Source organism: Rhodobacter sp. 4.3.4 (assembly GCF_058724655.1).
Map to the genome: position 1 here is coordinate 953144 of NZ_CM178967.1, position 12730 is coordinate 965873.

Sequence of the window (12730 nt, forward strand, 5' to 3'; positions counted from 1 at the left end):
GGGATGGCTAGTACATCAAATTCTATATTCTGACGCCAGATGTCTTTTTCGTGAGCGTTCATCGGGACGAATGACATGAAGCTCTATCACGCGGGAGAATGCTCCAAGGGGATATGCGAAACCTGCGCTGATGTAGTGTCGACGACATTCCGGTATTGCGATGTTCCGTTCGAAGATCAGACCGGCATGGCGAAGGATATTCTGGTGGCGGTCTGCGACCGGTGCGGAGGTGTCGTCAGTATTCCGGCCCAGTCGCTGCCTGCCCTGCGGCGCGCGCGTCCGGTTGCGGAGATTCCGCTTGAGGTGCAGGTTCCGGCTCCGGATCTGGAAGTACTGGATGCCGCTGTGACGCTGGTCGCGCGTCATGCGTCGCCACGGCACAGGAAGGCGATCTTGGCATTCTTCATGAACAGAATGTCTCGTGATCCCGAGTCCATCCAGAAACTGAAAAATTGGAAAGCTGTCGTGGGCAAGAACGCCTCTGCTTCTCCGGCCGGAGTGCGTATTCCTCAAAAACGCCTTTCCTTCAAGCTTTCGCCGGAGAGCGATCTTTGCTTGCGGAGCCTTGTGGAGCGATCCGGACTTCGCAGAACGGAAGTCATCCGTGGTGTTCTCAGCCAGATACGCCATGAGGTTGTCGAGCCGTCAAACCCTCCGATTTTGCAGCAGTTGCGGGAAATGTCCGAGGTCTTGCAAGCCTGACCAAGGATCGCTGGTCGGAAGGCTGAGGTTTTGTCTCCCCTTGCACCCCGCCCCCTCAGCCCCTACTTACCCGCAAAACCCAAGGGAGATTTGAATGAGCGGCCTTCTCGCCCTTCTTGATGACGTGGCGGGGATCGCCAAGATTGCCGCCGCCTCGGTGGATGATGTCGCCGCAGGCGCGGCCAAGGCGGGGGCCAAGGCCGCGGGGGTCGTCATCGACGATGCCGCCGTCACGCCGCGCTATGTGCATGGGTTCGAGGCCAGCCGCGAATTGCCGATCGTGGGCAAGATCGCCATGGGCTCGATCCGCAACAAGCTGGTGTTCCTCTTGCCCGTCGCGCTGATCCTCTCGGCCTTTGCGCCCGGGGTGATCACGCCGCTTCTGATGATCGGCGGCGCCTATCTGTGCTTCGAGGGCGCGGAAAAGGTGTTTCACCTCCTGTTCCCGCATGCCCCCCATGCCGATGGCCATGTCGATCCGAACGACGATCCGGCGGGCGATCCGGCGCATCTGGAACGCGAAAAGGTCTCGGGCGCGGTGAAGACCGATTTCATCCTCTCGGCCGAGATCATGACCATCGCCATGGCCTCGTTGCCCGCGGGGCAGCCGCTCTGGATGCAGACGCTGGCGCTGGCCGTGGTGGCCATCGGCATCACCGTGCTGGTCTATGGCGGGGTCGCGCTGATCGTGAAGGCGGATGATGTCGGGCTGTGGCTGGCGCGCAGGGGCAAGATTGCGCCGATCCGCTGGGTCGGACGCGGCCTTGTGCGGGCGATGCCGCCGCTGCTCACCGCGCTGTCGATCCTTGGCACGGCGGCGATGATCTGGGTTGGCGGCTCGATCCTTTTGCATGGCGCGGCAGAGCTGGGCTGGCCCGGGGCCTATGACACGATCCACCATCTGGCCGAGGGCGCGGGGCATCTGCTGCCCGCGGGCGGTTTCACCGAATGGCTGGTCACCGCCGCCCTGGATGGCGTGCTGGGGCTGATCTTCGGGCTGCTGCTGATCCCGCCGGCACTTTATGTCGTGGGGCCGGCGCTGCGGCTGGTGGCGCGGCTGCGCGGCTGATCAGACCGCCGTCGGCAGCGGTCGCGCCCCGGCGGGAACGCCGTTCAGCATCCGCAGCTTGCCCTGACGCTGCGGCGTCGGACGGGGGGGCTGGGCCGAGCGCCCCTCGGGGCCAAGCGGCTCGGGATGCGCCATCAACAGCCCGTGCCGCGCCTTCAGCGCCGAAAGCGCCGCCGCCGTGCGCAGATCTTCCAGCGCCGCCAGGGTCTGCTGCAGCTGCTCCGAGAGCGCGCTCAGCTGCGGCTCGGGCAGGGTGTCGTGGCGGGTGCGCTGCGCCTGCGCGCGCAGGATGAATTCCGCCTGCATCGTCACCGCAGCCAGCATCCGCATTTCGCCCACGGCCAGATCAAGGTCTTCTTCCTGCAGCAAAAGCCAGCGTTCGCGCGCCTCGCCCGCATGGGCGACGACTTGCAGCGCCGTCTCGCGCACCGCATCGATCTGCTGACGCAATGCGGTCAGACGGGCGGCCCGGCGGGTGGCACCGGGCGTCATCAGGTTGCGCATCCGCACCCAGAGGCTGGGGGGCTGCTCTTGGCCGTGGTCTTCGGGGGACATCTTGATCTTCCTTTGCCTCGCCTTCGCCGGTGAGGGGTGGGCCCCCCGACGTTTCTTTTGTGCGAGACTCGCGCAGGATTGGTTAAGATATGGTTAACAATCCCGGTAACCCCGCGGAGCGGGGAAAATATCGGTTCCGGCGATGTCATCGTGCATCGCTCTGGCGCCGACCGGGCACTGGAACCTGTGCCACGGGTCTGCCCGGCCCGCGCAGGCGGGCAAGGCCATGCGGTCAGACGATGCGGCGACGCTCGACCTTTTCGATGATCATCGCGCATTCCTCGACGAGGTAGAAGAAATAGTCGTGCTTGATGTCGAGCCCGTCGAGCATCAGGCTGGACATGAAGCGCAGCTTCGCCGTCGCTTCAAGGATCGAGGTCGGACGGTGGTCAAGGATGTCCTGCTCTGCCACGCCCATGCGGTAGCGGTAAAGCTTGATCATCTCTTCCAGATCTTCGATCGCCACCATCTCGGGGCTGCAGGCCTTGAGCACGAAGCGGCGGTGCGCATTGGGCAGGCCCTCCGGCACGACGCGCTTGGCCAGATCGCTCAACTGCTTGAAATCCTGAAAGGAAAGATCGGTGATCGTCAGACTGTCCCGGGCCACCATCTCGCCCGAATCCAGCGCCACCTGATCGGTCTCGGCCTCGGTCTCGCGGTGTTTGGCGTAGAACTGCCGCGACAGGGTTTCCTGTTCGACGATCAGATCTTCCAGCAGATGTTCGAGATAGTCGTATTGCGCGATCTTCTCGGACAGGGCCAGCTGTTCCGTTTCCGCCGCCATGGCCACCGTAACCGGCTGGGCTTCCTTCAACTCGTGCTTCTTGCGGAACGTGAACGCCATGTTGGTTCTCCTCGGCTGCTTGGCACCCTTCGGGCACCCGTCTGATGCAGCCACTATCGGCACCGGCTGCGGCATGAGTGAGGAAGCTTTTCGGAATTGTCGCCCAAAATGGAAACAAAAGGTTAACGACGTGTTGAGGTCGTCAATAATCCTTAATGACTCCTTAATTCCCCGGCGAACCCCTTAAAACTTGGGGAAAACTGTTAACCAAGCGGCAATAATTCCACGTCCGGGGCGGCACTGGTCGCGCGCGCTCAACCGTCGCGCTGCGGCAATTGTGTCAAAATTGCGCGATCCGGGCGGCTTCGCCGTGATCCCGCCGCGGTTTGCCGCCCCGGCTTTCGAAGACCGCGACGGGGGCTTGACGTGGCCGCGTTGACGATTCGCGCGGCAGGGCAGGGGCGGTCGTTCGCGTTGCGGAAACACCGGGCAATCGATGGGCGTTTTCCCGCCGCCGGGCGCCGTTGCGTTCACGCGCGCTTGATCTTCCGCAAGGAACGGGCAAGCTTCGTCGGATCGGGCCGGTCCGCTTCGGAACGCCCGCGACAAGAAACGACAGGACAGGGAGTCCGCATATGACATCACTCCGCAGCCTTCGCCCGGCGGCCGCTTTCGCCACCCTTCTGGCTTGTGTCGCGCCCGCGGCGCTTTTCGCGCAAACGCCCGCCGACACGCTGGTTCTGGCCGATGCGATCGACGATATCGTCTCGATCGACCCGGCCGAAGCCTTTGAATTCTCGGGTGCGGACCTGAACAACAACCTTTACGATTCGCTGGTGGAACTGGACCCCGCGAAACCCGGCGAGCTGGTGCCGGGTCTGGCCGAAAGCTGGTCGGTCGATGAAGATGGCGTCACCTATCGCTTCAAGATGCGCCCGGGCGTCACCTTCTCCAGCGGCAATCCGGTCACCGCCGAGGCCGCCGCCCTGTCGCTGCGCCGCGTCGTCCAGATGGACAAGACCCCGGCCTTCATCTTGACCCAGTTCGGGCTGAGCAAGGACAATGTCGAGCAGACCGTCAGCTTCGAGGGCGACACGCTGATCCTGAAGACCGACAAACGCTATGCGCCCAGCTTCATCTACAACTGCCTGACCGCGACGCCTGCCTATATCGTCGATGTCAAGGCGGCGATGGAGCATGAGGTGAACGGCGACATGGGCAATGACTGGCTCAAGTCGCATTCCGAAGGCAGCGGCGCCTATGTGCTGCGCTCGTTCAAGCCGAACGAGGGCTATATCCTGCAAGCCCGCGAGGGGCATTGGCGCGGCGATGCGCCGATCAAGAACGTGCTGATGCGCCATATCCCCGAGGGCGCGACGCAGCGGCTGCTGCTGGAAAAGGGCGATATCGACATTGCCCGCGAAATGACGCCGACCGATATCGAGGGCGTCAGCGGCAATCCCGAGATCGTGGTGCAAAATGACGTCGGCGGGCAGATCTATTATCTGGCGATGAACCAGAAGGTGGCCGATCTGGCGAACCCGAAGGTGCTCGAGGCGATGCGCTGGGCGGTCGATTATCAGGGCATGGCCGACAGCATCCTGAAGGGCCAATGGGTCGTGCATCAGTCCTTCCTGCCCAAGGGCTTCCTTGGCGCGCTGGACGACACGCCCTACAGCCTTGATCTGGACAAGGCGAAAGCGGCCTTGGCCGAGTCCGGCGTGAAGCTGCCGCTGGAGGTCAGCCTGACCGTGCGCAACAACCCCGAGCGGATGAACATCGCGCAATCGGTGCAGCACACTTTCGGGCAGATCGGCATCAACGTCACGCTGGATGTGGGCGACGGCAAGCAGGTGCTGGAAAAATACCGCGGCCGTCAGCACCAGATCACCCTGCAGACCTGGGGGCCGGATTATCCCGACCCGCATACCAACGCCTCGACCTTTGCCGAAAACCCCGACAATTCGGACGCGGCCAAGGCGACGGGCTATCTGGCCTGGCGCACGGCCTGGGACCCGGGGGCGATGGGGGCGCAGGCCGAGGCCGCGGTGGCCGAACCCGATGCCGCCAAACGCGCCGCCATGTATGAAGACATGCAGCGCGTGCATCGCGACAGCTCGGCCTTCGTGACGATGTTCCAGATGGCGCGGCAAGATGCTTTGCGCGCCAATATCAAGGGCTTCCACGCCGGTGGCGCCACCGATCAGGCGAGCTACTGGACCGTGACCAAGTAAGACGATCCCGCCGCCCGGGGCCGATCCGGGCGGCGGGGCTTGCCCCATGACCACGACCGAACCTTCCCCCGCCCCGTCCTCCCGTCTGCCCGCGCTTGCGCGCCATGCGGCCGGGGGTCTTCTTACCCTTGCCATCACGCTGCTGGGCCTCTTGCTCGTTACCTTCGTCATCGGCCGCGTCGTGCCGATCGATCCGGTGCTCTCGATCGTCGGCGAACGCGCCACCGAGGCGCAGTATCAGGCCGTCCGCGAGGCGCTGGGCCTCGACCAGCCGCTCTGGCAGCAGTTCTGGATTTACGTCCGCGACGCCGTGCAGGGCGATCTGGGCCAGTCGATCCGCACCCGCACCCCGGTGATCGAGGATGTCGCCCGCGTCTTCCCCGCCACGCTGGAACTGGCGACGCTCGGCACGCTGATCGGCGTCGCTTTGGGCGTGCCCGCGGGCGTGCTGGCCGCGACCCGCCCGGGCACCCTCGCCGATCAGATCGTCCGACTGGTCGGCCTTGTCGGCTATTCGATGCCGGTGTTCTGGCTCGGCCTGATCGGCCTTTTGATCTTTTACGGCCAGCTCGGCTGGGTCGGCGGCCCCGGGCGGCTGGATGCCACCTACGAGATGATGCTGGAATTCAGCATGACCCGCTACACCGGCGCCATCCTGATCGACAGCGCCCTGAACGGCGCCTGGGACATCTTCGCCAACGCGATCTCCCACATCCTGCTGCCTGCGGGGATCTTGGGATATGTCTCCATGGCTTACATCAGCCGCATGACGCGCAGCTTTATGATGACGGAACTGAGCCAGGAATATATCACCACCGCCCGCGTCAAGGGCATGCCGGAATGGCGGGTGATCTGGGTGCATGCGATGCGCAATGTCTCGGTGCCGCTGATCACCGTGATCGCGCTCTCCTACGCCTATCTGCTCGAAGGCTCGGTGCTGACCGAAACGATCTTCGCCTGGCCGGGCCTAGGCCTTTACATCACCGACGCGCTTTTCGCCGCCGACATGCCCGCCGTTCTGGGCGGCACCGTCGTCGTGGGCGTCGTCTTCGTCACGTTGAACATGGCTTCCGACATCCTTTACCGCATCGTCGATCCGAGGGCCCGCTGATGACCGCGCTCACCCTTTGGTTGACCGATCCGAACCCGTCCTCGCGCCGTCAGGCCCGGTTGGGGCAGGCCTGGCTTGCCTGGCTGCGCCTGCGCCGCAACCCGCTGGCGATGCTGGGTCTTTTCATCATCGCGGGGCTGTGCCTGCTGGCCGTCGCGGCGCCCGTCTTTGCGCCGCAGGACCCTTTCGCGCAGAACCTGGCCGAGCGGCTTTTGCCCCCCGGCACGCCCGGGCATTGGCTCGGCACCGATGATTTCGGCCGCGACATCTGGAGCCGGATCGTCCATGGCGCCCGCATCACGCTGGCCATCGTCGCCCTTGTCGCCGTCACCGCGCCGCTGATCGGGCTGTTGATCGGCACCGTCGCGGGCTATTTCGGCGGCTGGGTCGATACCGTTCTGATGCGGATCACCGATATCTTCCTTGCTTTCCCGCGGCTTATCCTGGCGCTGGCGCTGGTCGCCGTGCTGGGGCCGGGGGTGCAGAACGCCGTTCTGGCGATCGCCCTGACCGCCTGGCCGCCCTATGCCCGCGTCGCGCGGGCGGAAACCCTCACCGTGCGCAATTCCGATTACATCGCCGCCGTGCGGCTGCAGGGCGCGGGGGCGGGGCGGATCATCTGGGGCCATGTCGTGCCGATGTGCCTGCCCTCGGTGATCATCCGCGTCACGCTCGACATGGCGGGGGTGATCCTGATCGCGGCGGGGCTTGGCTTCTTGGGCCTTGGCGTGCAGCCGCCCTTGCCGGAATGGGGGCTGATGATTTCCTCGGGCCGCAAGTTCCTGTTCGAGCAATGGTGGGTCGCCACCATGCCCGGCCTTGCGATCTTTACCGTCTCGCTCGGCTTCAACCTTCTGGGGGATGGTCTGCGCGATGTCCTCGACCCGCGGAGTGCCGCCCGATGAGCCTGTTGCAGATCGAAAACCTGCGCGTGACCTTCGCGACCGAGACCGGCCCGGTGCAAGCCGTGCGCGGGGTCAGCTTTTCGCTGGGCCGGGAACGGCTGGGGATCGTCGGCGAAAGCGGCTCGGGCAAGACCATCACCGGGCGCTCCGTGCTGCGGCTGATCCGGCCACCCGGGCGGATCGAGGCGGATCGGATGACGTTCGACGGCATCGACCTTTTGAAAGCCAATGAAAAACAGATGCGTGCCCTGCGCGGCCCGCGTCTCGCCATGGTGATGCAGGACCCGAAATATTCGCTGAACCCCGTCATGCGGATCGGCGCGCAGCTGACCGAGGGGCTCTTGCGCCGCGACCGCATCAGCCGGGCCGAGGCGCGCAAAAAGGCCATCGCGGCGCTGGAAGCGGTGCAGATCCGCGACCCCGAACGGGTGATGGAGGCCTGGCCGCATGAGCTGTCGGGCGGTATGGGGCAGCGGGTGATGATCGCGATGATGCTGATCCCGGAACCCGATCTGCTGATCGCCGATGAGCCGACTTCGGCGCTGGATGTAACCGTGCAGGCCGAGGTTCTGTCGATCCTCGATGATCTGGTGAAAAGCCGCGGCATGGGGCTGATTTTCATCAGCCACGATCTGCGGCTTGTGGCGCGGTTTTGCGACCGGGTGCTGGTGATGTATCGCGGCCGTATCGTCGAGGAACTGGCCGCGCATGATCTGATGGCGGCGAAACACCCCTATACGCAGGGCCTGTTGAACTGCCTGCCGCGGATCGGAGGCCCGCGGGCGCCGCTGCCGGGGCTTGATCGCACGGGGGACTGGGCGCATGTCTGATCTGATCGAAATCGAGGACCTCTCGGTCACGTTCCGCGCGCATGGCCGCACCGTCCGCGCGGTCGAAGGCGTCAGCCTGCGCGTGCCCGCACAGGCAAGCTTCGGTCTGGTCGGCGAAAGCGGATCGGGCAAATCGACCATCCTGCGGGCGATTTGCGGGCTGGCGCCGGTCTCGGGGGGCGCGATCCGCATTGGCGGGCAGCCGCTGAAAGCGCCGCGCGACAAGGCCTTTGCCGCGCGCGTGCAGATGGTGTTCCAAGACCCCTATGCCAGCCTGCATCCGCGCCACACCATCGACCGCACGTTGTCGGAGCCGCTGGCTATCCATGGCATCGGTGACACCGACGCGCGGGTGGTGCGGGCGCTGACCGATGTCGGCCTGCCGACCGCGTTCCGCTTTCGCTATCCGCATCAGCTCTCGGGCGGGCAGCGCCAGCGCGTCGCCATTGCCCGGGCGCTGATGCTGGAACCGGAAATCCTGCTCTTGGATGAACCGACCTCGGCGCTCGATGCCTCGGTTCAGGCCGAGGTGCTGAACCTGCTCAACCGCTTGCGGGCGGAACGCGGGCTGACCTTCCTGATGGTCAGCCACGATCTGGCCGTGATCGATCACATGTGTGACCGCGTGCTGGTGATGCAGAACGGCCGCGCGGTCGAGGAACTGGCGCGCGACGACCTTGCCCAGGCCCGGATGAAGACCGCCTATGCGCAAAGCCTGTTCGCGGCCTCTGCGGACCGGATGCTGGACCCTGCCGGAAAGGAAGTGCGATGATCCCCGTGTTTGACGGCCACAACGACCTGTTGTTGCGGCTTCTGGAAGCGCCTGAAAAGCGGCGCGACATCTGGCTGACCGGCGAGGGCGGGCAGCTTGACCTGCCGCGGATGCGCGCGGGCGGGTTTGCGGGCGGTTTCTTCGCGATCTATCTGCCGTCCCCCGTCGCCCATGACGATACCGAACTGATGGCGCAGATGGCCAATCCGCCCTACCGGCTGCCGCTGCCCGCGCTGATGGATGCTGCCGAGGCAGCCGATCCGGCTTTGCGCGCCGCAGGCCTGATGCTGTGGATGGAGCGCGCGTCGGGTGGCGCTTTCCGCATCTGCCGCACCGCAGGCGAGATCCGCGCCGCGATGGCCGAAGGCGTCATCGCCGGGATCATGCATATGGAAGGCGCCGAGGCGATCGACGCCGATCTGGATGCGCTCTATGCGTTCCACGCGCTCGGGCTGCGCTCGCTTGGGCCCGTCTGGTCGCGCCCGACGATTTTTGGCCATGGCGTGCCCTTTGCCTTTCCGTCGAGCCCCGACACCGGGCCGGGCCTGACCGCGGCGGGCAAGCGGCTGGTCAGGGAATGCAACAAGCTCAAGATCATGATTGATCTCAGCCATTTGAACGAAAAGGGCTTTGACGATGTGGCGGCGCTGTCGGATGCGCCGCTGGTGGCCACCCATTCGAATGCGCATGCGCTTTGCCCGTCGTCGCGCAACCTGACGGACCGGCAGCTCACCATCATCCGCGAAAGCCGCGGCATGGTCGGGCTGAACTACGCCGTCAGCTTCCTGACGCCCGATGGCCGCAAGGACCCCGGCTGCGGCTGGGAGCCGATGCTGCGCCATCTGGATCACCTGATCGCGCGGCTGGGCGAGGATCACGTGGGGCTGGGCTCCGATTTCGACGGCGCGGAAATCCCCGATGTGCTGGGCGATGTCGCGGGGTTGCAGGGCTTCATCGCCGCGATGCGCGACCACGGCTGGGGCGAGGATCTGATCCGCAAGATCGCGCATGAAAACTGGCTTGGGGTGCTCGAGCGCACTTTCGGCGCATAGGCCAAAAGAAAAGCCCCGGCAAACCGGGGCTTTGCGTTTTGGCGCGGCAGATCAGCCTTCCGAGGGTTCCGTGACCGGGGTTTCGACCTCGGCCTCGGCGGTCTCGTCGCCGTCCTTGTCCTCGATCACAGGCTTCGTGGTGCGGAAGGATCGCAGCAGGAAATCCGGCACGTGATCGCCCATGCCGACGACCGCAGGCCCGTTGTCGCGACCGCGACGGCTGTCGCGATAGGGTTCGGACCGGCGCTCGTCGCGGCGATCTTCGCGCGGGCCGTCCGGGCGGATCGGCTCGGCACGGTGGCTGTCGCCGCGCGGGCCTTCCGACCGCCGCGCGTCAGAGCGCCGACCCTCGGAGCGTTTCGCCTCGGGCACCTCGACGATCAGCGAGCTGTCTTCTTCAAGGGCGACGATCACCGGCGCGCGGTCTTCGCGCGGCGGGCGTTTCTCGTCCCGACCCCGCCCCGAACGCGACCGGGAGGAGCGCGATTTCGGCCCCTTGTCATCGTCATATTTGCGCGGCTCGCGATGCGCGGCATCCGACAGCGAGAACCCCTCGGGCGGATCGGCGCGCGGGATCGCCATTTTCACCAGCGCTTCGATCGCGGTCAGGTATTTCTCGTCGGCGGGCGTGGCGATCGAGAAGGCGGCGCCCAGACGCCCGGCGCGGCCGGTGCGGCCGATGCGGTGGACGTAATCCTCGGCATGGCTGGGCAGATCATAGTTGAAAACGTGGCTGACGGCCGGAATGTCCAGCCCGCGCGCCGCCACATCCGAGGCGATCAGAAGCTGCAGCGTGCCGTCGCGGAAGGCATCGAGCGTTTTCGTGCGCAGGCTCTGGTCCAGGTCGCCATGGATCGGCGCGGCGTTGAACCCGTGCGTTTTCAGCGACTTCGCCACGATGTCCACATCGGTCTTGCGGTTGCAGAAGATGATGGCGTTGGTGCAGGCCTCGCCCTCGGCCTTGATGATCGCGCGCAGAAGTTCGCGTTTCGCCTTGGCCGACTGGTCGCGGCGCGGCGGCGTGATCTGGATCAGCTTTTGCGTGATCGTTTCCGAGGTCGTCGCCTGCCGCGCCACTTCGATGCGGGCGGGGGCATGCAGGAAGGTGTTGGTGATGCGCTCGATCTCCGGCGCCATCGTTGCACTGAAGAACAGCGTCTGCCGGGTGAAGGGGGTGAGCTGGAAGATCCGCTCGATATCCGGGATGAAACCCATGTCGAGCATCCGGTCGGCCTCGTCGACCACCATGATCTGCACGCCGGTCAGCAGAAGCTTGCCGCGTTCGAAATGGTCCAGCAGCCGCCCCGGCGTCGCGATCAGCACATCGACGCCACGGTCGATCAGCTTGTCCTGTTCGCCAAAGGACACGCCGCCAATCAGCAGCGCCTTGGTCAGCTTGGTGTATTTCGCATTAGGTGTCGAAATTCTCGGCCACCTGCGCCGCCAGTTCCCGCGTCGGGCAGAGCACGAGCGAGCGCGGCATCCGCGCCCGCGCCCGGCCCGAGGACAGCATGGTCACCATCGGCAGGGTGAAAGAGGCGGTCTTGCCGGTGCCGGTCTGGGCGATGCCCAGCACGTCGCGGCCTTCGAGCGCCGACGGAATGGCGCCCGCCTGGATCGGGGTGGGCGTTTCATATCCGGCATCTGCGATGGCACGCAGCACGGCAGGGTCAAGCTTGAGATCGGTAAACTTCGTCATGGGCGTCCTGTGGCGCGTGGGAAGGCCCCGCGCGCGGGGTGGGGGGACGCGTTGAAACCGGGCGTCCCGTCTGCCCGCCGGATTGCGGGTGAGGTCGCGTTAGCGGAAAAATCGCGATCCGTCAATCTGAACGGGGTGCGACGCGCTTTCCCATCTTGCGCAAACGGATCAAAATCCCCCGGTTCGAGGTCTCGAAATCGGAAATCAGCGCCTCGGCCAGCTGCCCCATCGGCCCGGCATCATGGCTTTGCCGCCAGATCCGCGCCAGCAGATTGCGCGGCAGATCGCCGCCGCGCAGATCATAAGCCGAAAGCCCCATCATCAGCGGCCCCCGGTGCGGGCGGCGGTTCGGGAACAGCTCCCAGGCGGCAAGGCCGGAAAAGCGCCGCTCGGTCTCGTAAAGCTTCACCAGCCCGAACATCAGCGCCATCTGCGCGCCAAGGCTGCGCTCGGCCTCGGTCCGGCCGTGATCGGCAAAGCACTGCGCCGCCGACACCCGCCAGCGCGTCGGCATGTCCCGCGCGAGGCGTTCTCCGTGTTCGTCCCAGATCCGGAAATAAAGGCGCCGCGCCGCCTCGGGCACCGCGGCGCGGCGCAAGACCATGACAAGCTGCGCATGCAGGAATTCCAGCTCGGTCGTGGCCGGGTCTTCGGTCGCCATCTGGCGCGCAAGATTGCGCGCGCGGGCCGAAAAATCGGTAAAATTCGGCGGTTCCATCGCGCCTTCGGGCGCGATCAACGGCTTGTCGCAAAGGGCGCCAAGGTCCAGATCGGCAGGCGGCAGGTCATCCGGCGCAAGGTCGAAGGGCTGCTCGCGCGCCACGAGCCGTTCCCAGGCCATGCCCAGACCCAGGCCAAGGCCGCTCTCGCCCGCGTCGAATTCGCCCCGCGCCGCCAGTGTCGGGCGGGGCCTGTCCTCGGGTTCGCTCATGCCGGGCCTCCCTTCGGGCGGCATTGAACCGGCTTCGAAAGCCAAGTGCAAGCGCCAAGGCGGGGCAAGAGTTGACGGCAGGGCGC

At 65.6% G+C, this 12730-nt stretch carries 11 protein-coding genes and 1 pseudogene; 8 read left to right on the forward strand and 4 right to left on the reverse strand.

Annotated elements, in window-relative coordinates:
• The first annotated feature begins 75 nt into the window (after positions 1-75).
• Both AC4PTB_RS04530 and AC4PTB_RS04535 read left to right on the forward strand, forming a co-directional pair.
• Positions 76-702 (forward strand): hypothetical protein, encoded by a 627-nt coding sequence (locus AC4PTB_RS04530; protein WP_492191906.1) that lies wholly within the window; start codon positions 76-78, stop codon positions 700-702.
• 94 nt (positions 703-796) lie between these two features.
• Positions 797-1771, forward strand: a complete 975-nt coding sequence (locus AC4PTB_RS04535; RefSeq protein WP_492191907.1) for a DUF808 domain-containing protein — start codon at positions 797-799, stop codon at positions 1769-1771.
• Here AC4PTB_RS04535 and AC4PTB_RS04540 read toward each other — a convergent pair whose 3' ends face one another.
• On the reverse strand, positions 1772-2326 hold the full coding sequence (locus tag AC4PTB_RS04540; RefSeq protein ID WP_492191908.1) for a hypothetical protein: 555 nt from the start codon (positions 2324-2326) through the stop codon (positions 1772-1774). It lies immediately after the preceding gene.
• A 232-nt stretch (positions 2327-2558) separates the two neighbouring features.
• Entirely contained in the window at positions 2559-3170 is a 612-nt protein-coding gene (locus AC4PTB_RS04545; RefSeq protein WP_492191909.1) for a hypothetical protein, read from the reverse strand.
• 575 nt (positions 3171-3745) lie between these two features.
• On the opposite strand from AC4PTB_RS04545, the gene AC4PTB_RS04550 reads away from it, so the two are divergent.
• Genes AC4PTB_RS04550 through AC4PTB_RS04575 form a run of 6 tightly spaced genes read left to right on the forward strand, consistent with a single transcriptional unit; the run spans position 3746 to position 10014 of the window.
• Positions 3746-5344 (forward strand): ABC transporter substrate-binding protein, encoded by a 1599-nt coding sequence (locus AC4PTB_RS04550; protein ID WP_492191910.1) that lies wholly within the window; start codon positions 3746-3748, stop codon positions 5342-5344.
• A gap of 46 nt (positions 5345-5390) precedes the next feature.
• Positions 5391-6455, forward strand: coding sequence for an ABC transporter permease (locus tag AC4PTB_RS04555; RefSeq protein ID WP_492191911.1), 1065 nt, complete (start codon positions 5391-5393; stop codon positions 6453-6455).
• Positions 6455-7360, forward strand: coding sequence for a nickel transporter permease (gene nikC / locus AC4PTB_RS04560; protein WP_492191912.1), 906 nt, complete (start codon positions 6455-6457; stop codon positions 7358-7360). The genes AC4PTB_RS04555 and nikC overlap by 1 nt, the downstream gene beginning before the upstream one ends.
• The gene (locus AC4PTB_RS04565; RefSeq protein WP_492191913.1) at positions 7357-8190 is read left to right on the forward strand and encodes an ABC transporter ATP-binding protein; all 834 of its coding nucleotides are present in this window, start codon (positions 7357-7359) and stop codon (positions 8188-8190) included. Before nikC ends, AC4PTB_RS04565 begins: the two co-directional genes overlap by 4 nt.
• Positions 8183-8962, forward strand: a complete 780-nt coding sequence (locus tag AC4PTB_RS04570; RefSeq protein ID WP_492191914.1) for an ABC transporter ATP-binding protein — start codon at positions 8183-8185, stop codon at positions 8960-8962. Before AC4PTB_RS04565 ends, AC4PTB_RS04570 begins: the two co-directional genes overlap by 8 nt.
• Entirely contained in the window at positions 8959-10014 is a 1056-nt protein-coding gene (locus tag AC4PTB_RS04575; protein WP_492191915.1) for a dipeptidase, read from the forward strand. Before AC4PTB_RS04570 ends, AC4PTB_RS04575 begins: the two co-directional genes overlap by 4 nt.
• A gap of 51 nt (positions 10015-10065) precedes the next feature.
• Here the strand turns inward: AC4PTB_RS04575 and AC4PTB_RS04580 are convergent.
• Both AC4PTB_RS04580 and AC4PTB_RS04585 read right to left on the reverse strand, forming a co-directional pair.
• Positions 10066-11713 (reverse strand): annotated as a pseudogene (locus tag AC4PTB_RS04580) (DEAD/DEAH box helicase).
• Positions 11714-11834: 121 nt separating this feature from the next.
• Positions 11835-12644, reverse strand: coding sequence for a hypothetical protein (locus tag AC4PTB_RS04585; protein ID WP_492191916.1), 810 nt, complete (start codon positions 12642-12644; stop codon positions 11835-11837).
• Between the last annotated feature and the right edge of the window lie 86 nt (positions 12645-12730).